The sequence below is a fragment of the Halorubrum sp. SP3 genome, assembly GCF_005435195.1.
Lineage (GTDB): Archaea > Halobacteriota > Halobacteria > Halobacteriales > Haloferacaceae > Halorubrum > Halorubrum sodomense.
The window spans coordinates 114,186-138,144 of sequence record NZ_SGTU01000002.1; the positions used below are offsets into that span (position 1 = coordinate 114,186).

At 70.5% G+C, this 23,959-nt stretch carries 23 protein-coding genes; 10 read left to right on the plus strand and 13 right to left on the minus strand.

The window, feature by feature from the left end:
* The first annotated feature begins 97 nt into the window (after nt 1–97).
* Complete coding sequence (locus tag EXE42_RS01960) at nt 98–445, plus strand: DUF5798 family protein (RefSeq protein ID WP_092922814.1); 348 nt, start codon at nt 98–100, stop codon at nt 443–445.
* On the opposite strand, the gene EXE42_RS01965 is transcribed toward EXE42_RS01960, so the two are convergent.
* On the minus strand, nt 442–1,044 hold the full coding sequence (locus EXE42_RS01965; protein ID WP_137693257.1) for a DapH/DapD/GlmU-related protein: 603 nt from the start codon (nt 1,042–1,044) through the stop codon (nt 442–444). The two genes, EXE42_RS01960 and EXE42_RS01965, sit on opposite strands and share 4 nt — an antisense overlap.
* A gap of 84 nt (nt 1,045–1,128) precedes the next feature.
* Complete coding sequence (gene purD / locus EXE42_RS01970; protein ID WP_137705789.1) at nt 1,129–2,412, minus strand: phosphoribosylamine--glycine ligase; 1,284 nt, start codon at nt 2,410–2,412, stop codon at nt 1,129–1,131.
* A gap of 153 nt (nt 2,413–2,565) precedes the next feature.
* On the opposite strand from purD, the gene EXE42_RS01975 reads away from it, so the two are divergent.
* Together EXE42_RS01975 and EXE42_RS01980 are read left to right on the plus strand one after the other, a co-directional pair.
* A complete protein-coding gene (locus EXE42_RS01975) occupies nt 2,566–4,794 on the plus strand; it encodes a thioredoxin domain-containing protein (RefSeq protein WP_137705790.1) in 2,229 nt (742 codons plus the stop codon).
* Nucleotides 4,795–4,891: 97 nt separating this feature from the next.
* On the plus strand, nt 4,892–5,992 hold the full coding sequence (locus tag EXE42_RS01980; protein WP_092922826.1) for a geranylgeranyl reductase family protein: 1,101 nt from the start codon (nt 4,892–4,894) through the stop codon (nt 5,990–5,992).
* Nucleotides 5,993–6,035: 43 nt separating this feature from the next.
* Here the strand turns inward: EXE42_RS01980 and EXE42_RS01985 are convergent, their stop codons facing one another.
* Nucleotides 6,036–6,518: a TRAM domain-containing protein gene (locus tag EXE42_RS01985; protein ID WP_092922829.1), complete on the minus strand. Its 483-nt coding sequence runs from the start codon at nt 6,516–6,518 to the stop codon at nt 6,036–6,038.
* A gap of 95 nt (nt 6,519–6,613) precedes the next feature.
* Here EXE42_RS01985 and EXE42_RS01990 point away from each other — a divergent pair, with 95 nt between their 5' ends.
* Nucleotides 6,614–7,852: a mandelate racemase/muconate lactonizing enzyme family protein gene (locus EXE42_RS01990; RefSeq protein ID WP_092922832.1), complete on the plus strand. Its 1,239-nt coding sequence runs from the start codon at nt 6,614–6,616 to the stop codon at nt 7,850–7,852.
* Between the two features lie 348 nt (nt 7,853–8,200).
* Nucleotides 8,201–8,524 (plus strand): hypothetical protein, encoded by a 324-nt coding sequence (locus tag EXE42_RS01995; protein WP_241988313.1) that lies wholly within the window; start codon nt 8,201–8,203, stop codon nt 8,522–8,524.
* A gap of 166 nt (nt 8,525–8,690) precedes the next feature.
* On the opposite strand, the gene EXE42_RS02000 is transcribed toward EXE42_RS01995, so the two are convergent.
* From EXE42_RS02000 to EXE42_RS02020, 4 genes are all read right to left on the minus strand, one after another.
* Entirely contained in the window at nt 8,691–9,476 is a 786-nt protein-coding gene (locus EXE42_RS02000) for a PHP domain-containing protein (RefSeq protein WP_092922838.1), read from the minus strand.
* Between the two features lie 511 nt (nt 9,477–9,987).
* A complete protein-coding gene (locus EXE42_RS02010) occupies nt 9,988–11,205 on the minus strand; it encodes an MFS transporter (protein WP_092923287.1) in 1,218 nt (405 codons plus the stop codon).
* 199 nt (nt 11,206–11,404) lie between these two features.
* A complete protein-coding gene (locus EXE42_RS02015; RefSeq protein WP_137705791.1) occupies nt 11,405–11,956 on the minus strand; it encodes an MOSC domain-containing protein in 552 nt (183 codons plus the stop codon).
* A complete protein-coding gene (locus EXE42_RS02020; RefSeq protein ID WP_137705792.1) occupies nt 11,953–12,870 on the minus strand; it encodes a PLP-dependent cysteine synthase family protein in 918 nt (305 codons plus the stop codon). The genes EXE42_RS02015 and EXE42_RS02020 overlap by 4 nt, the downstream gene beginning before the upstream one ends.
* 618 nt (nt 12,871–13,488) lie before the next feature.
* On the opposite strand from EXE42_RS02020, the gene EXE42_RS02025 reads away from it, so the two are divergent.
* A complete protein-coding gene (locus EXE42_RS02025) occupies nt 13,489–13,875 on the plus strand; it encodes a thioredoxin domain-containing protein (protein WP_092922847.1) in 387 nt (128 codons plus the stop codon).
* Nucleotides 13,876–13,890: 15 nt separating this feature from the next.
* On the opposite strand, the gene EXE42_RS02030 is transcribed toward EXE42_RS02025, so the two are convergent.
* Nucleotides 13,891–14,109 (minus strand): hypothetical protein, encoded by a 219-nt coding sequence (locus EXE42_RS02030; RefSeq protein WP_092922850.1) that lies wholly within the window; start codon nt 14,107–14,109, stop codon nt 13,891–13,893.
* Between the two features lie 131 nt (nt 14,110–14,240).
* Between EXE42_RS02030 and EXE42_RS02035 the strand changes: the two genes are divergently transcribed.
* Nucleotides 14,241–14,984, plus strand: a complete 744-nt coding sequence (locus EXE42_RS02035; protein ID WP_137693251.1) for a ThuA domain-containing protein — start codon at nt 14,241–14,243, stop codon at nt 14,982–14,984.
* 582 nt (nt 14,985–15,566) lie between these two features.
* Entirely contained in the window at nt 15,567–17,396 is a 1,830-nt protein-coding gene (locus EXE42_RS02045) for a cation:proton antiporter (RefSeq protein WP_092923292.1), read from the plus strand.
* Nucleotides 17,397–17,576: 180 nt separating this feature from the next.
* Here the strand turns inward: EXE42_RS02045 and EXE42_RS02050 are convergent, their stop codons facing one another.
* The 3 genes from EXE42_RS02050 to pyrB form a co-directional block, all read right to left on the minus strand.
* Nucleotides 17,577–18,437 (minus strand): hypothetical protein, encoded by an 861-nt coding sequence (locus EXE42_RS02050; RefSeq protein WP_137705793.1) that lies wholly within the window; start codon nt 18,435–18,437, stop codon nt 17,577–17,579.
* A gap of 309 nt (nt 18,438–18,746) precedes the next feature.
* The gene (gene pyrI, locus EXE42_RS02055) at nt 18,747–19,205 is read right to left on the minus strand and encodes an aspartate carbamoyltransferase regulatory subunit (protein ID WP_092922859.1); all 459 of its coding nucleotides are present in this window, start codon (nt 19,203–19,205) and stop codon (nt 18,747–18,749) included.
* Nucleotides 19,202–20,149, minus strand: a complete 948-nt coding sequence (gene pyrB, locus EXE42_RS02060) for an aspartate carbamoyltransferase (protein ID WP_137693249.1) — start codon at nt 20,147–20,149, stop codon at nt 19,202–19,204. The genes pyrI and pyrB overlap by 4 nt, the downstream gene beginning before the upstream one ends.
* A gap of 186 nt (nt 20,150–20,335) precedes the next feature.
* Between pyrB and EXE42_RS02065 the strand changes: the two genes are divergently transcribed.
* Entirely contained in the window at nt 20,336–20,656 is a 321-nt protein-coding gene (locus EXE42_RS02065; RefSeq protein WP_092922865.1) for an ASCH domain-containing protein, read from the plus strand.
* Between the two features lie 60 nt (nt 20,657–20,716).
* Here the strand turns inward: EXE42_RS02065 and EXE42_RS02070 are convergent, their stop codons facing one another.
* Nucleotides 20,717–21,058 carry a 2Fe-2S iron-sulfur cluster-binding protein gene (locus EXE42_RS02070; protein ID WP_092922868.1) on the minus strand — a complete coding sequence of 114 codons (342 nt, stop codon included), beginning with the start codon at nt 21,056–21,058 and terminating at the stop codon, nt 20,717–20,719.
* 138 nt (nt 21,059–21,196) lie between these two features.
* Here EXE42_RS02070 and mvaD point away from each other — a divergent pair, with 138 nt between their 5' ends.
* Nucleotides 21,197–22,195 (plus strand): phosphomevalonate decarboxylase MvaD, encoded by a 999-nt coding sequence (mvaD, locus tag EXE42_RS02075; RefSeq protein ID WP_137705794.1) that lies wholly within the window; start codon nt 21,197–21,199, stop codon nt 22,193–22,195.
* Between the two features lie 162 nt (nt 22,196–22,357).
* On the opposite strand, the gene EXE42_RS02080 is transcribed toward mvaD, so the two are convergent.
* Nucleotides 22,358–23,884: a deoxyribodipyrimidine photo-lyase gene (locus tag EXE42_RS02080; RefSeq protein WP_137705795.1), complete on the minus strand. Its 1,527-nt coding sequence runs from the start codon at nt 23,882–23,884 to the stop codon at nt 22,358–22,360.
* Nucleotides 23,885–23,959 lie beyond the last annotated feature (75 nt).

Below are 23,959 nucleotides of genomic sequence, written 5' to 3' on the forward strand. Positions count from 1 at the left end.
CGGGCGGGCGGGCCGCGCGTCGGCGGACGAGCGCGGAGCGACCGCGACGCCCGAACCGAACGGAAAAGCACACGTATCGCCGGGCCGACCGCTCGGTATGGGATTCGGGGACACCGCCAAGAAGATCCAGACGCTGGCCGACCGCGCGGAACGCACCTACAAGAAGATCAGCGAGCTCCGCGACGAGGTCGACGAGACGCAGGAAACCGTCGTCGACACCGCCGACCGCGTCAAGGGGCTCGAAAACGAGATGGCCGAACAGCGGGCCGTCCTCGACGCCATCGCCGAGGAGGTCGGCGTCGACTTGGACCGCGTGAGCACCGAGGCGCACATCACGGACGCCGAAGCGACGGCCGCCGCCGCGAGCGGCGCCGCCGACGAGACGGGCGCCGACGCCGAATCGCCCGCCGACGAGAGCGGTGCGAACGACGGGAACTCGGCTTAATCGCTGCTCGCGGTCGGGTCCGCCCGCGAGACGACCTCGGCGGGGACGCCCGCGACCGTCGCGCCCGGCGGCACGTCCTCCGCGACGAGGGAGTTGGCGGCGACGCGCGCGCCCTCGCCGACGGTGACGCCGGGGAGGACGACCGCCCCCGCGCCGATCATCGCCTCGTCTCCGACGACCACGTCGCCCAACCGGTACTCCTCGGTGAGGAACTCGTGGCACAGCAGCGTGGCGTCGTACCCGATTATCGCGTCGTCGCCGACGCGGATCCGCTCGGGCCAGAACACGTCCGGCGTCGACTCCAACCCCCACGCGACGCCGGTGCCGACGGTCACGCCGATCCGGCGCAGCAGCCAGTTCTTCAGCCGGAGGCTCGGGCAGACCCGCGCGAGGACGATGACGACGTAGTTGCGGACGACCGCGAGCGGCGACTTCGCGTCCGGCCACGACCACAGGGAGTTTCGTGACCCCGGCGTCGGAACCCGTTCGAGGCGGTCGCTCCGGGAGGGATCGGCGCCCTCGCGTGTCGCGTCCGCCTCCGCGTCGTCGCGCGTCGCCTCCGCGTCGTCGCGCGTCGCCTCCGCGTCGTCGTTTGTCACGTCGCTCCGTTCGGACGGCGAGGGTAAAAGGATCGCTCCCGGTCGCGGCGCGAGCGGTCACGGGGGCTCGGGAACGCGAGCGGGTCAGCGCCGGAGTTCGTCCATGTGGTCGATCCGACGCCGAACGAGGTCGGCCGTGCCGATGTCGTGGCGGATACGGACGCGGTCGCCGGCGGCCGCCAGCGCGTCCTCCGCCTGCGCCTCGGCGGCCGCGATGGAGTCGCCGCGGCCGACGACCGCGAACGCCCGCGACGTGGTCGTGTACAGGCGGCCGTCGCGCTCGTCGACGCTCGCGTAGTAGAGCAGCGCGTCGCCGACGCTCTCCTCGTCGACCGCGATCTCGGCGCCCGCGTCGGGGTCGGTCGGGTAGCCGTCGGGCACCGCGTACTTACAGACGGTCGCCTCGCCCGAGAAGGCGAGTTCGGGGAGCGTCTCGCCGTCGCGCGCGGCGGTCAACACGTCGACGAACGGCGTCTCGAGGACGGGCAGCGTGTTCATCGCCTCCGGGTCGCCGAAGCGCGCGTTGAACTCGACGACCTTCGGCCCGTCGTCGGTGAGCATGAACTGCCCGTAGAGCACGCCCTTGTAGTCGGGGAGCGCGTCGACGACTGCGTCCAGTACGTCGACGGCGGCGTCGTAGTCGCCATCGGCCATGAACGGGAGCGAGAGGCCCGTGTCCGTGTACGACCCCATCCCGCCGGTGTTCGGGCCCTCGTCGCCCTCGTAGGCGCGCTTGTGGTCCTGGACCGCGGGCGTCGTCCGGACGTCGCCGTTCGCGACGAACGCCTGAATCGTGAACTCCTCGCCGACGAGGCGCTCCTCTAAGACGACGCGGTCGTAGTCGGAGTCGCGGAGGTACGCCTTTGCTTCGTCCGCGGTCACCTGGTCGCCGATCACCTTCACGCCCTTCCCGCCGGTGAGGCCGGCGGGCTTGACCGCGAGGTCGCCGTCGTACTCGTCGATGTACTCGCAGGCCGCCGCCGTGTCGTCGAACACCGCGTAGTCCGGACAGCCCGGGATCGCGTGCTCCTCCATGAACTCGCGCTGGTACGCCTTGTCCGTCTCCAGGCGCGCCTCCGCCGCGCGCGGACCGAAGGCGTAGACGCCGGCGTCGTCGAGCGCGTCCGCGACCCCGGCCTCCAGCGCCGACTCCGGGCCGATGACCGCGAGGTCCGCGCCGACCGCGGTCGCGTAGTCGGCGACCGCGGCGGCGTCGGTCTCCTCGATCGCTTCGAACCCGTCCGCGAGCCGTCGGATCCCCGGGTTGCGGACGCTCGCGCAGGCGTACAGCGCGCAGTCGTCGGCCACCGCGCGGGCGATCGCGTGTTCGCGGCCGCCGCCCCCCACCAGGAGTACGGTCTCCGTCATGCCCGACGGGTGTCCGCACGGTAGTGTAAACCTTACTCTCTGTTCGACCCGATATATGCGCGTTCGTGGACATTCGCGGCGGTGGTGACGGGAGAGGCGGCGGCGCTCGGCGCGGCCCGGACGCCTTTTGGCCCGCCGGGTCGAATCGGGCGTATGCCACAGCCGACCGAGCGGAACCGCCTCGGCGGAGAGGCGAGCCCCTACCTCCAACAGCACGCGGACAACCCAGTCAACTGGCAGCCGTGGGGCGACGAGGCGTTCGAGCGCGCCCGGGAACACGACGTGCCGGTGTTCGTCTCCATCGGCTACTCCTCGTGTCACTGGTGTCACGTCATGGCGGAGGAGAGCTTCGAGGACGAGTCGGTCGCGAGCGTCGTGAACGAGTCGTTCGTCCCGATCAAGGTCGACCGCGAGGAGCGCCCGGACGTCGACAGCACGTTCATGACCGTCTGCCAGCTCGTCACCGGCGGGGGCGGGTGGCCGCTCTCGGCGTGGTGTACGCCCGAGGGGAAGCCGTTCTACGTCGGGACCTACTTCCCGCCCGAACCGCGCCGGAACCAGCCCGGCTTCCGCGACCTCTGCGAGCGCATCGCCGACTCCTGGAGCGACCCGGAGCAGCGCGAGGAGATGAAGCGGCGCGCCGACCAGTGGACCGAGAGCGCGCGCGACGAGCTGGAGTCGGTCCCGTCGCCGGACGAGGCGGGCCCGGACGGGGACGGCGGCTCCTCCCCGCCCGGGGACGACCTGCTCGACACGGCCGCCGCGGCGGCGCTGCGCGGCTACGACGAGGAGTACGGCGGCTTCGGGAGCGGCGGCGCGAAGTTCCCGATGCCGGGACGGATCGACCTCCTCATGCGCGCGTACGCCGGCCGCGGCCGCGACGCGCTCCTCTCGGCCGCGACGGGCACCCTCGACGGGATGGCCCGCGGCGGGATGTACGACCAGGTCGGCGGGGGGTTCCACCGCTACGCGGTCGATCGCGAGTGGACGGTCCCGCACTTCGAGAAGATGCTGTACGACAACGCGGAACTGCCGATGGTCTACCTCGACGGCTACCGGCTCGCGGGCGACCCCGCGTACGCCCGCGTCGCGAGCGAGTCGCTCGCCTTCCTCGACCGGGAGCTCCGCCACGCGGACGGCGGCTTCTTCAGCACCCTCGACGCGCGGAGCCGGCCGCCGGCGAGTCGGCGGGGCGAGGACGAGAGCGAATCCGCCGAGGACGAGGACGTCGAGGGCGCGTTCTACGTCTGGACTCCCGAGGAGGTCGACGCGGTCCTCGACGAGCCCGCCGCGTCGCTCGCGAAGGAGCGGTACGGGATCCGGCCCGGCGGCAACTTCGAGCGCGGCACGACGGTTCCGACGATCGCGGCGTCGGTCGCGGAGCTGGCCGCGGAGCGCGACCTCTCGTCCGACGAGGTCCGAGAGATTCTGACCGAGGCCCGAACGGCGCTGTTCGACGCCCGGGAGTCGCGGCCGCGTCCCGCCCGCGACGAGAAGGTGTTGGCGTCGTGGAACGGACGGGCGGTCTCCGCGTTCGCGCGGGCCGGGGACGCCCTCGGCGAGCCGTACGCCGACATCGCGAGCGAGGCGCTCGACTTCTGCCGCGAGCGGCTCTACGACGCCGACGCGGAAACCGGCGCGCTCGCCCGTCGCTGGCTCGACGGCGACGTGCGCGGACCGGGCTACCTCGACGACTACGCGTTCCTCGCTCGCGGCGCGCTCGACGTCTACGCCGCGACCGGGGACCCGGGGCCGCTCGGCTTCGCCCTCGATCTGGCCGACGCGCTCGTCGACGAGTTCTACGACGCCGACGACGGGACGATCTACTTCACTCGGGACCTCGACGCGGAGGGCTCGGAGACGGACGACGCCGGCCCCCTCATCGCGCGGCCGCAGGAGTTCACCGACCGGTCGACGCCGTCGAGCCTCGGCGTCGCGGCCGAGACGCTCGCGCTCCTCGACGGCTTCCGGACGGACGGGGAGTTCCGCGAGATAGCCGAGCGCGTCGTGACGACGCACGCCGACCGGATCCGCGGGAGCCCGCTGGAACACGCCTCGCTCGTCCGCGCCGCCGACCTGGTGGAGACCGGCGGGATCGAGGTGACGGTCGCCGCCGACGAGGTCCCGGACGAGTGGCGCGAGACGCTCGGCGAGCGGTACCTGCCGGGCGCGCTCGTCGCGCCGCGGCCGGCGACGGAGGCCGGACTCGACGAGTGGCTCGACCGCCTCGGGATGGCCGAGGCGCCGCCGGTCTGGGCGGACCGCGACGCGACCGACGGCGAGCCGACCGCCTACGTCTGCGAGGGCTTCACCTGCTCGCCGCCGCGGACCGACCTCGACGCGGCGCTGACGTGGCTGGAGACGCGGGAGCCGTCGTCGTAGCGACGACGCTTAACCGGTCCCCGCTCTGCTCGTTTCCCGCCGGGCGCGGCCGATCAGCCGCGTCGTAATTAAATATCCCCGTCACCTCGCTTCCCCCATGTACGATTTCGTCGTCGTGGGCGCGGGGCCGCCGGGCTCTCGGTTCGCTCGGCGCGCGGCCGAGGACGGTCGCGACGTCGTCGCCTTCGAGAAGGGCTCGGTCGGCGAGCCGCTCGCCTGCTCCGGCCACGTCTCCGACGACGTGTGGGAGTACGTTCCCGACGACGCCCGCGACGAGCTCCTCCAGAACCTGGTGTGCGGCGCGCGCTTCCACGTCGGCGGTCCGGGATCGCGGGCGTATCCGTTCTACAAGCGGGAGCCGGTGTCGAACGTGATCGACCGGGTCGGACTCGACCGGACGCTGGCGGACTGCGCGCGCGAGGCCGGCGCCGACGTCCGGGAGGACCACACGGTCGTCGGCGTCGAGGAGCGGTCCGACCGGGTCGCCGTCGACGTCCGGACGCCGGCGGGCGACGTGGAGCGCGTCGAGGCCCGGATGGTCGCCGGCTGCGACGGGCCGACCTCGCGGGTGCGCCGCGCGCTCGACCTCCCGGAGCCGGACGAGCTGCTCCACGGCGTCCTCGGGTTCGACCCGGAGCCGGACGCCGACGACTTCGTCGACGTCCACCTCACCGCGCCGACGTTCTTCGCGTGGCGGATCCCCCGCGGCGACGCGGGCGTCGAGTACGGGCTGGCGGCGCCGCCGAGCGAGGACGTGTCGGGGATGTTCGACCGGCTCACGGACGCGTACGGCGCGACGACGGACCGGCGCTGCTCGGGCGCGATTCCGATCGGGCCGCCGGCGCGCGCGACGAGCGAGCGCGGGTTCCTGATCGGCGACGCCGCCGCGCAGACGAAGCCGTTCACCGGCGGCGGCATCCTCTACGGGACGCGCGCGGCCGACGTCGCCGCGGCGACGATCGACCCGCGCGACCCGGCGACGCTCGCCGAGTACGAGTCCGGGTGGCGCGACGAACTCGCCGCTGAGATCCGGCTGGGGAAGGCGATCCGACGGTGTTACTCGCTCCCGGAACCGGTTCAGCGGGTCGGGCTGCGGGCGCTGTCGGGCGAGATCGGCGTCCACATGGACGAGCCGTCGTCGTTCTTCTCGCCGTCGAACCTCCGGGCGCTGTTCTCGCGGGGGAAGCCGCCCGAGTGAGAAGCGGCGCGACGGCGCGGACGGGAGCTCCGAGGCCGCGGCGCTACTCCTCGACGACGTTCGCGAACGAGACGTTCTCGCGGACGCTCGTGATCTCGACGGTCGGCTCCTCGCCCGGTTCGGCGTCGGGAACGATGACGACGTAGCCGCGTTCGATCTTCGCGATCCCGTCGCCCTTGTCGCCCAGCGTCTCGATCGTCACGTCCCGTACCTCCCCCTCCGAGACGGGCGGGTCCGGCTGGACGGCACCGGCGGCCCCGCGGGAGGAGGGGCGCTGTCCGTCGTCGGACCGGGCCCCGCCCGAGCCACCGTCCGTGTCGGGAACGGACGCGCCGTCGCCGTCGACCGTCGCGGTCGACCCGTCGTCGGGGCCGGCGCGGTCCAAGACGGCGATCCGATACGTCTCCCCGACGCTGACGCTGCCGTGTTCGATCTCCGAGGCCGGGACGGTGACGACGTAGTCGTCGCCGCGAGACTCCACCCGTCCGGTGTACAGGCACGCGAGAGAATCAGTGATCTCGACCATGGGTCGTATTGCGCGTACGGGGATGAAAAGCCACCTGTTCGGACGGACGGTTGACGAAGGTAAACGTTTACCCTGTTCCGAATGAATCGGAACCTATGAGCCGAAACTACGAGTCGCTCCACGACCCGAACGCGGAGTACACGATGCGGGAGCTCTCCGCCGAGACGATGGGCACGACGGGGACGCGCGGCGGCGATCGCGACGTCGAGATCACGGACGTCCAGACGACGATGGTCGACGGGAACTTCCCGTGGACGCTCGTCCGCGTCTACACCGACGCGGGCGTCGTCGGCACCGGCGAGGCGTACTGGGGCGCCGGCGTCCCCGAGCTCATCGAGCGGATGAAGCCGTTCGTCGTCGGCGAGAACCCGCTCGACATCGACCGCCTCTACGAGCACCTGATCCAGAAGATGTCCGGGGAGGGCTCCGTCGAGGGCGTCACCGTCACGGCCATCTCCGGCATCGAGGTCGCGCTTCACGACCTCGCCGGGAAGATCCTCGACGTGCCCGCCTACCAGCTGCTCGGCGGGAAGTACCGCGACAAGATGCGCGTCTACTGCGACTGCCACACCGAGTCGGAGGCGGACCCCGAGGCGTGCGCGGACGAGGCCGAGCGCGTCGTCGACGAGCTCGGCTACGACGCCCTGAAGTTCGACCTCGACGTTCCTTCGGGCTTCGAGAAGGACCGCGCGAACCGCCACCTCCGCCCCGGCGAGATCCGCCACAAGGCGGAGATCGTCGAGAAGGTCACGGAGCGAGTGAAGGACAAGGCGGACGTCTCCTTCGACTGCCACTGGACGTTCTCGGGCGGCTCCGCGAAGCGCCTCGCGGACGCCATCGAGGAGTACGACGTCTGGTGGCTCGAAGACCCCGTGCCCCCGGAGAACCTCGAGGTCCAAGAGGAGGTCACGAAGAGCACGACCACGCCGATCACGGTCGGCGAGAACCGCTACCGCGTCACCGAGCTGCGCCGCCTCATCGAGAACCAGGCGGTCGACATCGTCGCGCCCGACCTCCCGAAGGTCGGCGGCATGCGCGAGACCCGTAAGATCGCGGACGTGGCGAACCAGTACTACGTCCCGGTCGCGATGCACAACGTCGCCTCGCCGGTGGCGACGATGGCGGCGGCCCACGTGGGCACCTCCATCCCGAACTCGCTCGCGATCGAGTACCACTCCTACGAGCTGGGCTGGTGGGAGGACCTCGTCGAGGAGGACGTCATCGAGGACGGCTACATCGAGGTGCCGGAGGAGCCCGGCCTCGGCCTCACGCTCGACATGGACACTGTCGAGGAACACATGGTCGACGGTGAGACGTTGTTCGACGAAGCGTAGCTTCGTCGTGCTCGCCTGACCCTGTCAGGCGTTGTTCGACTGAGCGAAGCGAAGTCGAACTCGATAGGCGAGCGCAGCGAGCCTATCGGTGTTTGACGAGCACGGCGCGTTTGCTGATGTGCCATCGGGATAGCTCGGAGGGACTGTGCCGGAGACGACGCGCGAATCGACTGTCGGTCAATCGCCACCGCCGGGAGCGTAGAGCGCGCAGTCAGCGGCGAGCCGGCGGCTCGCCACGGTGTTTCATACCGGTCCCCCGCGTACACGTACTCGATGTCCGACACGAGAGAGCCGACACGGTCGACGAGCGCTGAGCGGCGCGACGAACGATTTCTGTCGGCCTGTGCGGTGGCCGCGACACTCGGGTGTTTATTGGCGACGGCGACGCCGATCGCTGCGGAGACATCGGCCGCGTTCACGGGAAGTATCGTCACGAGCGGGCTGCTGGGGACGCTGTTCGCCGTCCAGAACCTCCGGCTGTTCCGCCGAGACCGAGCGGTCGCACTCGCGCCGGCGGCACTCACGCTCGTCTTCGGTGTCTGGTTCATGGCTGCGCCGCTGTTGTACACCGAAGTCGGGTTTCTCGCCACCGCCGGGACGCAGTTCGCCGGACTGCTCGTGGCCGCGTTCGCATTCTATATGGTCGTCGCACGGATCGCCCCGGGACGGTGACTACTGTCGGACCACTACGCGCCTACAGTCGGCGGGAGGGCCCCGATTCCTTCCCGTCGGCTCGGCCGCCCGCTCGCCAATAAGAGACGGGTAGTGAGTCGGTGAGCGTCAACAGAGCCGCGTCGTCCGGCGAACCGAAACGCCGTCGAGATCGGTAGAGAGCGTGTCAGGATCGGTTCACCGCGTGGTCGAGCCGGACCGCCTCCAGTTCCCGCCGGTCGAGTTCCGCCTCGATCTCTCGCACGCGGGGCGCGATCGCGTCCGGCTCGTGGCTGTCGGTCCCGACGGTCACCTCGACGCCGGCGTCGACGAGCCGGTCGAGGAACGCGGGCGCCGGGTGGAACTCCCCGTAGTCGTCGAGCAGCCGTCCGGCGTTGATCTCCGGGACGGTCCGCGAGTCGCGGAAGGCGTCGACGACCGAGGCGTAGTGGTCCTCGGTCGCGAACCCGCGGAGGTGGGGGTTGCGCTCGATCAGGTCCGGGTGCGCGGCGACCGCGAACAGCTCCGACTCGACCAGGGCGACCAGCTTCTCGAAGTACCGGTCCACGAGGGCTCGCCGTTCCGACTCGGGCTTGTCGGCGAAGTGCGAGCGCGTGTGGACGTTCGCGCCGTCGAGGTCGTGGACGCTGCCGACGGCGTAGTCGAACCCCGCGTCGTCGAGGAACGCCGCGATCGCTTCCTCGTGGGCGGGGTCGTAGTCCATCTCGGCGGCGTCGAACACCTCGACGTCGACGTCCTCGCGGACCGCCTCGATCGCCTCTCGGCGCCGCTCGTAGGTCAGGTCGAGGTTGAACCCGAACGCGCGCTTGTGGCGCCGCGCGCTCGGCTCCGGCGAGACGTTACAATGGTCTGCGAACCCGATCCCGTCGAGCCCGGCGTCGGCGGCGGCCTCGACCATCCAGCGGAGGAACGCCCCGTCCGAGTAGTTCGTGTGGGCGTGGTAATCGTACACGGCGGCCGTACGGCCCGGCCCGACTCGAAGGTTCGGGTCGCACGGAACGCGTTCGCACGGGAGACCGAGTCCCGGCACGCCGCGATCGAACCCTCGGCACGCCGCGATCGAACCAGCAACATGTTCCGCGAATATCGTTGAAAGTTCATTTAGGAATTATTCCTACTGATGATTGGTGTATGATTCCATGAGTACTACTGCCAAGAGACACTGTCGCGTCGTGGACGGCGACTATCGGCCGCTGGCGGGCCGGGTCGTGGTCGGCGAGCGGCGGGGCGGCGACGGGGACCGGATCGGCTACTGGACGACCGGCGACGACGGGGGGGTTCACCCTCGAATCAGATGGCGGCGTCGACGTGGACGACGTCTCGTTCACGGTTCGGAACCCCGCCGGCGGGGGCGATGCGGAGCCGGTCCGACGGCGAGACCGACCGGACGGGAACGAGGCGACGCTACGTCGGCTGACCGCTGAGAGCCTCGCGCGTCGCGGGCGCGGCGCGGCCGGACCGCGTCACCGCCGCTCGCCGGCGATCGCGTTCACCGCGGTGACGAGGAACGCGACCCCCGCCATCCCGGCGATGACGGCGAACGACGCGCCCCAGCCGAACAGGTCGGCGACGAGGCCGACGCCGACGGAGCCGGCCGAGCCGAGCACCGTGTAGACGGTCCGGATAAGCCCGAAACCGGCGCCTCGCTCCGCATCGTCGAGCGCGTCCATGAACCGCGGGTCGATGGCCGAAAAGAAGCTCGACCCGAGCGCGGCGAGGAACACGGCGCCCCCGAGCCCGGCGACCGTCGGGAGCGCCGGCAGCCCGACGGCGGCCGGCAGGCGGACGAGGTCGGGAAGCGCGACCAGCCCGGCGAGGCCGAGCGCCCCGCCGAGGAGCGCCGCGGCGATGCTCGCGTCGCGGCCGGCGCGGTCGGAGAGTCGGCCGAGCCCGACCTGCGCGCCGGCGCGAACGACGAAGAACGCCGAGAAGACGCCGCCGGCGAACGCGGGCGTGTATCCCCGGAACTCGACGAGGAACGTCGGGAGAAAGGAGATGACGCCCTGCGCGACGTACGTGCCGAGGGTCGCGACCGCGAGCGGGACGAGGATCTCGCGGCGCCCGACCAGTTCCAGCAGCGGTCCGAGTTGGAGTCGCTCGGCCATCGGCTGGTCCGGGCGCCGCGGCTCGGTGGGACGGACCCCCCGCGCGAACAGGACGAATATCGGGACGCCGACGAGCGCGGCCAGCGCGACGCCGGGACGCCAGCCGTAGCGGACCCCGACCCAGGCCGCGGCGACGGGCGCGACGAGCCCCGCCAGCGGCCCGCCCATCGAGTGGAGCCCGACGGCCGTCCCGAGGTCGTCGAACGTCCGCGAGAGCAGCGTGGTCGCGACCGCGTAGTGGAGCCCCGCCGCGAGTCCCAGAAGCACCGCCGCCAACACGAACGCGGGAAAGACCGGGACGACGGCCAACACGAGGCTCATCGCCGTCGTCCCGCCGACCGCGACGAGGATGATCCGGCGCTCGCCGTACCGGTCCGCTAAGATTCCGCTCGGGAACTGCGAGAGTCCGTAGGCGAACCACATCCCGGAGAGGGCGACCCCGATCGCCGTGTTCGAGACCCCGAGATCGTCGATGATCAGGGGAACGACCGGGCTGATAGCCAGGCGGGCGAAGTACGTCACGAAGAAGGCGAGCATACACAGCGTCAACACCGTGTGCCGGTAGTCCCAGTTCACGCCGACCACCGACTCCGCGACGCCGGATCCGTTCGACTCGTCGGCGCCGGATCCGTTCGACTCGTCGGCGCTGGATCCGTTCGACTCCGCGACGCCGGCGTTCGCGACCCCGTGCCGTCGACTGCGCGGTTCACGTCTCGTGTCCGCCGTCGCGCGCGACCCGTATAAATCGTCCTCTCGCGGAGAGCGATCGGGGGGTTCACTCCCGATCCGGGGGTCGCTCTCGGTCCGCGAGCCGCTCCGCGATGGCCGCGCCGGCGCTCCGCGGGTCCGCCTCTCGGACTCGCACCGCGTCGTCGATGGCGACGCGGCCGGGTTCGACCACGTCACAGCAGAGTCCGCCGCGGTTCCGGAGCGCCGACGCAAGCCCGTCCTCGCCGGCGAGCTCCTCAACGTGCGCGCAGGGGGGTCGACGTCGTGTCGGTCGCAGGAGGGCGTCACCGACCGCGACGGTCGCGTCGAGGAGCCCGTCCATTTCGGCGCCGAACCCGTCGACGACGACGTTCCGCCGGTGACGCCCGTCGCGCACGTCGATGCCGGTCTCCTCGCGGACCGCGGCGAGCGCCTCCGCGGCGACGAGCGTGACCGCGCAGCCGTCGAGTTGGAAGTGCCCGTCGCCGCGGCGGTACCGGTCGTTCTCGACGCCGTCGGGTCGGACCTCGACCGCGTCGCGGAGCACGGGCGGGGCGCCGCCCTCGGACGCCGTGACCAGGCTTTCGACCGTGCCGGCCCGTTCCGGTTCCGAGGTCACGCGTCGAAGGTGCCCGCCGTCAGGTAGCGCTCGCCGCTGTCCCAGAAGACGGTGACGACGAGGGGTTCCTCGCCGGCGAACGCACCGGTCTCGCGCAGTTCGGCCGCGACGTCCTTCGCGGCGAGGTTCGAGGCGCCGGACGACTGTCCCACCAGGATCCCCTCCTCGCGGGCGAGGCGGCGGCACTCGGCCTCGGCGGCTTCGAGCTCGACGGCGTGGACCTCGTCTATCAGGTCGACGTCGAGGTTCGGCGCGACGAACCCCGGTCCCATCCCCTGGAAGCCGTCGGTTCCCGCGGGGCCGCCGGAGAGGACGGCGTTGTCGGCGGGCTCGACGGCGTCGATCCGGACCTCGGGGAACGCCTCGCGCAGGCGGCGGCCGATCCCGGAGAGCGTGCCGCCGGTGCCGACGCCGGCGACGAGGGCGTCGACGGTTCGGTCGCCGACCTGATCGAGTATCTCCGGACCCGTCGTCTCGTAGTGGGCGCGGGGGTTCGCGGGGTTCTCGAACTGCCGGAGCTGGACGGTGTTGGGCTCCGATTCGAGCTCGTCCGCGCGGTCCTTCGCGTCGGAGATGTCGCCGTCGACGAGCTCGACGGTGGCGCCGTACGCCTTCATCAGGCGGCGGCGCTCGATCGATTTCCCCTCCGGGATCACGAGGGTGACGTCGTAGCCGCGCGTCGCGCCGACCATCGCGAGCCCGATGCCGGTGTTGCCCGAGGTCGGTTCGACGATGCGGTCGCCGGGCTCGATGTCGCCCGCCGCCTCGGCCGCCTCGATCATGTACAGCGCGGGGCGGTCCTTCGCCGAGCCGCCCGGGTTCCGGGACTCGACTTTCGCCGCCACCGCGGTTCCCGCGGGCGCGTCGACCCGCACCAGCGGCGAGCCGAGCGTCGACAGGATGTCGTCGTCCATTACCCGACCGGAGGCGGCCGCGACCCAAAGGCCCCGCGGACTCCGGCAATCGATGTCGGCCGTGACGACTGGATCGGTTTATAAATCACCGCGAGTCGGACGAGGCCGTTTATAAATAGACGGCCAACACCGCGGGGCCGACGCGGTGGCGCGTGCCGACGAGCGCCGCAACGCGGCGCGAGTCGCACGCGCGAGGGAGTCGCTGGCGCCCGGAGCGAAGCGGAGGGGGCCAGCGACGAGGCTGGGGAGGCGTGAGGTGCGGGGCTGTGCGATGCGGGGCTGTGCGGTGCGGGGCGGGACTCGAAGGGGCGGGCGCGAGGCGGGCGCAGGCGACGGTAGGACCGCAGCGAGTGAGCGCAGCGAACGAGCGAGGACCGCCCCAAGCGTGCGCCCGCCTCGCGCCCGGGGCTTCGGAGGGGCCCGTGTCGATCAGCGATTTATAAGCAGCCGTGTCCAGCCGAGCGCCCGGGGCTTCGGAGGGGTCCGTGTCGAGTCCCCACTTAAAAGCGGTCGGGTCGGCGTACCGCCGGAACGTCGGGCTGTTCGCGCCGCGACCGACCGGAACCTCGTCTTGCCACCGACGCGCCGTTTACGTGCCTCGGCGACCTACGGCCGCCCATGACGCTCGAAACCCTCGCGCCCGCCGCCGACCTCGACGCGGACGCGTTCGACGAGTCCGTTCTCGAAGCGCTCGCGGCCGACGATTACGTGTTCAAGGTCTGGGGCGGCGACTGGTGCGGCGACTGCCAGCGCCAGCTCCCCGAGTTCGGCGCCGCGCTCGCGGCCGCCGGCGTCCCGGACGACCGGATCGAGGCGTTCCCGGTGACGAAGGGCCCCGAGGGGAAGGAGGGCGAACTGGTCGACGAGTACGGGGTCGAACTCATCCCCACCGTCGTCGTCGAGTCGCCCGACGGCGAGGAGGTCGCGCGGTTCGTCGAGGACGAGGACGTCTCTATCGCGGAGTACCTGGCCGGCCGTCTCACGGACGCCGAGGCCGCCGCGTGACCGGATCGTCGCCGGTCAATCGTCGTCCGCCGAGTTCACGTCGCCCGCGTAGTAGAGGACGGCCATCACGACGCCCATCGTGACCGCCTGAACCGTCGTGGACGCGTCGAGGAGGACGCCGACCGCGAGGACCGACGTCGTCACTACGACGCCGGTGAGGAGGGCGTACCGAAGCCGAGAGAGCCCGCGCGCCCAGCCGTCGATCCGGCGGTACAGCCCTCGGGGACCTGCCATGGGGTTTCGCATCTTGGGCGGAACAAGTGTCTTCGGGTCGGGACGGGACGATGAGAGGAGAGGCGAGACGAGGCAGAACGAGACGAGGCGAGGAGAGGATCGCTCAAGTCCGTTCGGCGTCGACCCCGCGTATGGCACGCGTCACGGTCTGGAACGAGTACCGACACGAGCGTCGAAGCGAGGTCGTCGCCGACGTGTATCCCGACGGGATCCACGCGGTTATCGCGGACGCACTGGAGCAGGCGGACCACGAGGTCCGCACCGCGACGCTCGACGAGGGACCGGATCACGGACTTACCGAGGACGTCTTGGACGACACCGACGTGCTCACGTGGTGGGGCCACGCGGCCCACGACGAGGTGCGAGACGAAGTCGTCGAGCGCGTCCGCGAGCGCGTCCTCGACGGGATGGGCCTCATCGTCCTCCACTCCGCGCACTACTCGAAGATATTCAAGCGGCTGATGGGCACCAGCTGCTCGCTGAAGTGGCGTGAGGCCGCCGAGCGAGAGCGGCTGTGGACGATCGAGCCGAGCCATCCGATCGCCGACGGGATCGGCGAGTCCATCGAACTAGCGGAGACGGAGATGTACGGCGAGCGCTTCGACGTCCCCGCGCCCGACTCGCTCGTGTTCACCTCCTGGTTCGAGGGCGGCGAGACGTTCCGATCCGGCTGCTGTTACCGCCGCGGGAGCGGGAAGGTGTTCTACTTCCGCCCGGGCCACGAGACGTACCCGATTTATCACGACGACGACGTTCAGCGGGTGCTTCGCAACGCGGTCGACTGGGCGGAACCGGGCGACGGCCCGACGCCGACGTTCGGCAACGCCGAGCCGGTCGAGGACATCGACACGAGCGACGACCGGACGGTCCACTAGCGACGGTCCGACGTTCACTAACGGCGGCTCGCGAGCGGGTCACTAGCGGCGCCTCGCGAGGAGGGCACTGGCGACGCCTCGCGAACCCCTTACCGACGTCCTCACGCCACCTCGCGCAGCTCCATGAACGCAGTCATCGTGGTCGATTCCGCCTTCCCGAGGTGTTCCGACGCGGTGCTCGGGGGGCGTCGATGCGCTCTGCGACCGCCTCGACGCTCGCCGCCCGCGGGGACTCGTCGTGCCCGATCTCGACGAGCCGACGGCTCAGCGGTTTCAAGCGACCGCCGCTACGGCGCGGACGTTGAAAGGCGACCGCCTCACGCGAACGCGAGACGACCGGTTGTGTCGCACGCCGGCGGCCGGTCGGATACCCCTCTGCGGTCGCCACTGATAAACCCTCGTTCACGTCGCGAAAATCGGCTCACGACGGAGAGCCCCTCCGCGACCCCCGAACGGGCGTTCGCGAATCGGTCGGACGCGACGCCCGGAACGACGAGCCGTTGGCGATGTTCAGTAGGTTTATTCGTCGGTTGGCCGAAGGTTCGTCGAGACCAAACTGTGACGAGTCAGCTGATTCCGTTGGTGGCGGCGATTATCGCTATCGGCGTGCTCGCACAGCTTCTCGCCGATCGGTTCGCGGTCCCGAGCATCGTCTTTCTGCTGATCTCGGGACTCATCCTCGGGCCGGAGGGGCTGGGTGTCATCACGCCGAACACGTTCGCGTCGCTTCCCGCCATCGTCGGCCTCTCGGTCGCGATCATCGTCTTCGAGGGGGCGTTCCATCTCCGGATCGAGAACATTCGGCGGGCCACGAAAGTGAGCATCCGGCTCGTCTCGATCGGCGCCGCGATCTCGCTTCTCGGGACGGCGCTCGCCGTCCGGTTCGCTCTCGGTACCGGCTGGGACATCGCGTTTCTCATCGGCGCGCTGCTGGTCGCGACCGGCCCGACGGTGGTCTCGCCCATCCTCCAAGTCGTCCCGGTCCGGGACCGGGTCGCGACCGCGTTAGAGACCGAGGGGATCGTCAACGACGTGACGGCGGCCATCCTCGCGGTCGTCGTGTTCAAGATCATGCAGCTCGAGGAGCCGACGCTCGGGGCGTTCCTCGAGCTGTTCATCGGCCGGATCGGAACCGGCGTCGGAATCGGAGTGATCGTGGCGGTGATCATCTGGATCGTGCTCCGATACATCGACCTCTCGCCGGGCGACGCGCCGCGAAACGCTCGGCTCGTCGTGCTGGCCGGCGCGCTCGTCGCGTTCGCCGCCGCCGACACCGTCGCCAGCGAGGCCGGCGTGGCCGCCGTGGCGACGGCGGGGGTCATCCTGGGCAACGCGGACATCCCGTACGAAGAACAGATCGCGGACTTCAAGGGCGACGTCACGCTCATCGTCCTCTCGTTCGTCTTCATCGCGCTGGCGGCGCTGCTCGATTTCGGCGATCTGCTCTCTCTCGGGGTCGGCGGGGTGATCGTCGCCGCCGCCGTCATTCTCGTCATCCGACCGCTTGACGTGCTCGTCTCGACCAGAGGGACCGATTTCACGTCCTCGGAGCGGCTGTTCGTCAGCTTCGTCGGTCCGCGCGGTATCATCCCGGCGTCGGTCGCGACCCTGTTCGCGGTCGAACTCCAGAACGCCGGCGAGTCCGAGGCCGCCACGCTTCTGGTGGGGACCGTCTTTCTCGTCATATTCTCGACCGTCGCGTTACAAGGCGGACTGGCTCGCCGGATCGCGGAATACCTAGACGTGATACCAATGCGTGTACTCATCATCGGCAGCGGGCGGGTCGGCCGCGAGGTCGCCGCTCGCCTCGAGAGTCGAGGAGAGAACGTCGTCGTGATAGAGAACGACGAAACAGCCGTCGAGCGGGCCCGAAGCGAGGGGTTAACCGTTCGAATCGGAGACGGAACCGACGTGGACGCGCTTCGCTCGGCGGGCATCGAAAACGCCAAGACCGTCGTCGCCGCGACCGGGAGCGACGAGGTCAATCTGTTCATCGGTCAGCAGGCGGCCACGAACTTCGACGTCGAACAGGTGATCTGCCGCGCCAACGATCCGGACAACGTCGAGGCGTTCGACGAACTCGGCGTGACGACCATCTCCTCGACGTTCACGGTGGCACAGGCCATCGACGACGTCATCGAACGCCCGGCGATGGCGGAGTGGGTGGATATGCTCGGAGAGGAGGGGGACGTCCAAGAGGTGACACTCCGGAACGAGGCGTTCGTCGGGCGGCCGCTCAGCGAGGTAGGGGCCGAACTCCCGGGACGCTGTCTCGTCGTTCTCGTCACGCACGACGGGGAAACGTTCGTGCCGGAGGCCGCCGATACGCTCGAGGGCGGCGACCACCTCACGCTGGTGGGCGAGTACGAGGACGTCCAGGCGGGCGTGTCGCTCCTCGAGGATGGTGGCTGAGGGCTCGGAGGGAGGAGGCGTCGACGGCCGCGAGAGAGACGCACGCCGAGTCGGCGTATCGACCGGGCAGCCGCGTGCTGAATCGGTCGAGCGGGACTCACAAACGCGGTGACCCAGTCGAGCCCCCGTCGTCCGAACCCCCTCGCTCGCGGTGTGAGAAGATGTCCCGCCGATTGACGCTCACTCCGGACGGTGGACCTCGCCGTCGCGGGAATCGGCGTCCTTCCGGCGGACCGCGGCGGCCGCGTTGTTCGCGTCGTAACCGAAGAACACGTCCTTCGCGTACGTCTCGGCGACCTCGGTCGCGTGGATCAGGTCGTCGACGTCGACGTCGACCGCGTACAGCTCCAGCGAGAACGGCGGCTCCGGCGGCGCGCCGTGGAGGTCGTAGTCGCCGCCGAGCCGAGACCGGAAGCCGCGAGCGATCGTCTCCACCCAGTACGTCGTCGCGTACTCGGTGTCGTACAGCGGGACGACGAACTCGTCGACGTGATCGGCCAGCCGGTCGAGGTCGAGACCGGCACGCTCGCGGAGGTGGTCGGGGTAGGGGTCGGGGTACAGCGTGAGCAGGAGCCGTCCGGGGACCAGCTCGGCCGCCTCCGCGACGAACTCGGTGATGACGTCAGCGCGCCAGTCGGCGAAGTCGTCGCGGTCGCTCTCGGCGAACAGGCGCTCGCAGCGGTCGCAGTGACAGAACCCCTCGCGGGGGAACCCGACGTCGTCGAGCCGGACGTCCCCATTTTCGGCCGCGCAGTCCGCGATGATCTCCAGTAAGCCCTCGCGGTACTCCGGGTGCGTCGGACAGATGTACGCCCAGTCGAAGTACTCGCGGTCGCGGGTCGCCGGCTCGCCGCGCTCGTCGACCGGGACGAGGTCGTCGTTCTCGCTCGCGGCGGCGTTGTCGCCGAAACACGACACCATGTTCACGGCGTTCGGCAGCGGCTCGGCCGACCGCCCTGTGACGTCTTTGACCTCGTAGAAGCCGAGGTCGAACGGCTCCATCTCGACCTCGTCGGCGTTGCGCGTGACGACCCCGTACATGGGGCCGGCTACGGGACTGGCCGGTAAAAACGGACGGTATCGCGGTGGTCGGCGCGCGATGCGACTCGCCGAGCGGCACAAGATGTAGTCGGTTCGGCCCGCGGAGGGCGCGGGCGCGATGTCTCGGCGTCACTCGACTTCGACGGGCTGCTTGTCGCCGGCGAACAGGAAGTACGCGAGCGCGACGAGCGACAGCACGAGGACGAGCTTGGCTTTCTTGCTCATATCTGACGTTTCGTGGTACGGGCGCTAAAACTTACCGGAGGGCGATCGCGAGAGGGAGTCGCACCCCGAGGGCCGGTCGAGGGTTCAAACGTCGATATGGTCGGCGATGTCCGTCCGTAGGATCGTCGCGCAGTAGTCGCAGCGCACGCCGTCGGCGACGACGTCGAACCGGGTCTCGATCGGCTCGTCGGCGTTGGTGATACAGTTGCGATTCGGACAGGAGAGCACGCCCGTCACGCTGTCGGGGCGGGTGACGCGGTTCTTCTCGACGACCTCGAAGTCGCGGACGATGTTGATCGTCGCCTCGGGGGCGATGAGCGAGAGGACGTCGACCTCCGACTGGGACAGCTCGCGGTCCTCGACCTTCACGATGTCCTTGCGGCCGAGCCGGTCGGAGGGGACGTTCATCCCGACCGAGACGCCGAACCCCTCCGAGCCGTCGATACCCAGGATGGCGAGGACGTTCAGCGCCTGCCCGCCCTCGACGTGGTCGATGACGGTGCCGTCGCGGATCTTCGAGACGCGGAGCTCGTGCTCGCTCATCGGTCCACCTCCGCCCCCCCGTCGCCGTCGGGAGTCGCGTTCTCCAAGAGGGTGTCGAGCAGCGCCATCCGCACGGGGATCCCGTTGTGTGCCTGCTCGAAGTAGCGCGCGTGGTCGGTCTCGTCGACGTCGGGCGCGATCTCGTCGACCCGCGGGAGCGGGTGCATCACGGTGAGGTCGTCCGCGGCGGTCTCCAGCGTCTCGGCGTCGATCTGATACTCGCCGGCGACGCGGTGGTACTCGTTCTCGTCGGGGAACCGCTCCTTCTGGATCCGGGTGACGTACAGCACGTCGAGCTCGTCGAGGACCGGTTCGAGTTCGTCGTGCTCGCGGATCTGCGCGCCCGTTTCGTGGAGGTCGAACCGGACGGACCGCGGGAGTCGCAGCGACTCCGGGCTGATGAAGTGCTGGCTGGCGTCGAACTCCGTGAGCGCGGCCGCCAGCGAGTGGACCGTCCGCCCGTACTTCAGGTCGCCCATGATACCGATCGTGAGGTCGTCGAGCCCGTGGTCCTCGCGAATCGTGTGGAGGTCGAGGAGGGTCTGAGAGGGGTGTTGTCCGGCGCCGTCACCCGCGTTGACCACGGGGACGTCGACGCGCTCGCCGGCCAGCGTCGCGGCGCCCTCGCTCGGGTGCCGGAGGACGAGGGCGTCGGCGTACCCCTCGATGACGCGGACGGTATCGGAAAGCGACTCCCCCTTCGACACCGACGAGGAGTCCACGTCGCCCATGTCGATGGTGTCCATCCCGAGGCGCTTGGCCGCGCTGTCGAAGCTCATCCGGGTCCGAGTGCTCGGCTCGAAGAAACAGAGCGCGAGCACGCGGCCGGCGTGCCGGTCCGCGTAGGCGGCGGGGTCGTCCGCGACCGCCCGAGCCCGGTCGAGTACGGCCTCGATGTCATCCCGCGAGAGCTGCGTCGCGGTGATGAGGTGGTCCTGTCGCATCGTCTGAGATGGGACTCGGCAGTATCTTGAATCCCTCGGCTCGGCCGTCGTAACGGGTGTTCACGTCCGTGTGGATCCCTGCGACCGCCGGTTTCGAGATTCGTAGTACGCGGGAGTGGTTCGCACGCTTCGGGAGCGCCGGCCCGCGTCCGCGCTTATAAACCGATCCGCGCCGAAAGGTCGGCCATGTCCGAGACCGATCCGGCCGACCTGCTTCCGAACGACCGCGTGAAGCGGGCGGCCCTCGACGGCGACGTGACGCAGCTCCACCGCGGGAACCGGTACGGCGAGGAGGGCGACACGTTCGAGGTCGACGGCGTGACGTTCGAACTCACCGAGGTCAGCGAGCGCACGCTCGGCGACATGACCGACGAGGACGCGAAGCGCGAGGGGTCGCCGTCGCTAGAGGCGTACAAGGAGCGAATGGTCCGCGCGCACGGCGGGAACTTCGACTGGGACGACGACGCGGACGTGGTGCGACACCGCTTCGAGCGGGTCGACGAGTAGCGAACCGGTCGACGAGTAGCGAACTGGTCGACGAGTAGCGAATGGAGGGAACGAGGCGACTCAGTCGTCGTCCGCGGCCGCGCCGTCGCCGTCCGCCGCGGAGACCGCGGCATCGTCCTCGATGCTCGGCGGGTACTTCCCGCGGTCGAGCTTGAGGTCGGACTGCGGGCGCGCCATACAGGTGAGCGCGAACTCCTCGGCCTCCTCGTCGGTGAGGCCGCGAGCGGCCGGCTGGGTCACCTCGCCCTCGACGATTTCGGCGGAACAGGCGAGACACATCCCGACGCGGCAGGAGTACTCCTGTGCGATCCCCGCGTCGAAACAGGAGCTGAGGATCGTCTCCGTGTCGGCCACCTCGATCGTCTCGCCGGTGCCGACGAATTCGACGGTGTACTCGGTCATGGCGCCGAGTACCCGCCGACCGGTCAAAAAGGGTTCCCCTCGATCGCGTCGCCGTCGCGGGGACGGAACTGAGGGGACCACCGACTCGGTTCTCCGCCCATCGCAACGACTAATCCCCCGCCGGACGCTTCCCGAGGTATGACCGGCAAGGCCACCGCGCGAGCCCACCCGATCCAGGGGCTCGTCAAGTACCACGGGATGCGCGACGAGGAGCTTCGGCTCCCGTACCACGACAGCATCAGCCTCTGTACCGCCCCGACCGCGACCACGACGACCGTCGAGTGGCAGCCCGACGCGAGCGAGGACGCCTACGTCATCGGCGGCGAGGAAGTCGACGGGCGCGCCGCCGAGCGAATCGACATGGTCGTCGATCACGTCCGCGAGCTGGCCGGGGTCGACGCCGCGGTTCGGCTGGAGAGCGAGAACTCCTTCCCGTCGAACATCGGCTTCGGCTCCTCGTCGTCCGGCTTCGCGGCCGCCGCGCTCGCCCTGACCGAGGCCGCGGGCCTCGACATGTCGCTCCCGGAGGTCTCCACCGTCGCCCGCCGCGGCTCCTCGTCGGCCGCCCGCTCGGTGACGGGCGCGTACTCGCGGCTCGACGCCGGGCTCAACGACGAGGACTGCCGCTCGCACCGCCTCGACACCGGCGTGAGCGAGGACGGGTTCGACCCCGAGGCGGACCTGCGGATCGTCGCCGCGCACGTCCCCGCGTACAAGGAGACGGAGGAGGCCCACCGCGAGGCCGCCGCGAGCCACATGATGCAGGCGCGGACCGCCCACGTCCAGGACCAGCTGGTGGAGATAACCGACGCGCTCCGCGCGGGCGAGTTCGACCGGATCTTCGAGACCGCGGAGCACGACTCGCTCTCCCTAACGGCCACGACGATGACCGGGCCCGCGGGGTGGGTGTACTGGCAGCCCGAAACGATCGCCGTGTTCAACGCGGTCCGAGAGCTCCGGGAGTCGGGCGTCCCCGTCTACTTCTCGACGGACACCGGCGCGTCGGTGTACGTGAACACCCTCGCGGACCACGTCGACGAGGTCGAGGGCCGGATCGCGGAGATCGGCGTCGACACCGACGTCTGGGAGGTCGGGGGCCCGGCGCGGATCCTCGACGAGAACGAGGCGCTGTTCTAACCCCGGGACCGACGCCGGCCATACGCCTCGATTCCGCCGAATCCACGTCACCGTCGTTTGACATTGCGAACGGCTCGCGCGGTCAGGGGACTCGGCCGGGGGGCGATCGAGCGTCAGCGCGGTCGGGAGGCGATCGAGCGTCAGCGCGGTGGGATGCCCCGCTCACTCCTCCGGGTCCTCGCCCCGCGCCCGCTTGTACATCGCGAGCGCCTCCTCGCGCCGTTCGGAGTGGTCGACGATCGGCGCGGGGTAGTCGGGCGCCGCGTTCGCGCGCTGGGTGGGCGACAGCTCGTGCCACTCGTGGATCAGGTCGGCGTCGAGGCCGCGCAGTTCGGGGACGTACTGCGTTATGTACGCCGCGTCGGGGTCGTATCGCTCCCCCTGCGTCATCGGGTTGAAGATGCGGAAGTACGGCTGCGCGTCGGTCCCCGTCGAGGCCGCCCACTGCCACCCGCCGTTGTCGTTGGCGGTGTCGTGGTCGGCCAGGTGCTCCCGGAAGTGGTCGTAGCCGTGGCGCCAGTCGGCGAGGAGGTCCTTCGTCAGGAAGGAGGCGACGATCATCCGCACGCGGTTGTGCATGAACGCCTCCTCGCGCAGCTGGCGCATCCCGGCGTCGACGATGGGGTAGCCCGTCTCGCCGCGCTTCCACGCGGCGATCTCCTCGGGGTCGTCGCGCCACTCGATCCCCTCCTCGTACGTCTTGTAGTTCTCGGTGACGACCTCGGGGTTGTGGAAGAGGACCTGCGCGTAGAACTCGCGCCACGCCAGCTGCTGCTGGTACTCCTCGACCTGCTCCGGTGCGTCGTCGGGGCGGTCGTCGGACTCCGCCTCGGCCATCGCCGCCTCGGTCGCCGCGTACGCCTCCCGAACGCCGATCTCGCCGTACTTCAGGAACGCCGAGAGCCGGGAGGTCGCTTCCTTGGCGGGGTAGTCGCGCTCGGCCTCGTAGCCGAACACCGCCTCGTCGAGGAAGTCGTCGAGGCGCTCGCGGGCGGCGGCCGTCCCCGCGGGCCCGACCTCGGCGTCCGGCTCCGCGAAGCCGAGGTCGCCGGGGGTCGGAAGCGCCCCGACGCCGCCGTCGGTGACCGTTTCGTCGTCCGCGCCGGGCGCGTCGAGGGCGTCGGCGGCCGTCGCGAGCCGGTCGGCGGAGACGAGCCCTTCGGCGGTCGGCGTCGGCGCCGGATCGTCCTTCGCGCGGTCGGTCCACTTCTTCCAGTAGTAGCTGTACACCGAGTACGGGTCGCCGGCGTTCGTCCGGATCGCGTCGGGGTCGTGGAGGACCGCGTCGTGGTGGGCCTCCCGTTCGACGTCGACCGCATCGAGCGCGCGCCGGACGCCCGCGTCGCGCTCGCGGGCCAGCCCGGAGTAGTCGCGGTTCCAGACGACGCGCTCCGCGTCGAGCGCGTCGGCGAGCCGCGGGATCGCGGTCCGGGGGTCGCCGCGGGCGACGAGCAGGTCGCTCCCGCGCTCGCGGTACGCCTCGCGGAGCGCGGCGAGCCCGTCGAGCAGGCGGCGCACGCGCACGTCGCTCGCGTGGTCGAGGACGTTCGGATCGAAGACGAAGACGGGGGCGGCGGGCCCGCGGTCGGGAGCGTCGCCGTCCGCGCCGTCGTCACCGGCCCCCGTCGCGGCCGCGAGCCCGACGTTGTCGGCGGCCCTGAGGTCCCGTCGGTGCCAGAACAGCTCCATGGGATCGCCACGGACGCGTCCACCGTGAAACCACCGGGACCGGCGGCGGACTCCGCGCGGGCGAAGACCGGGGCG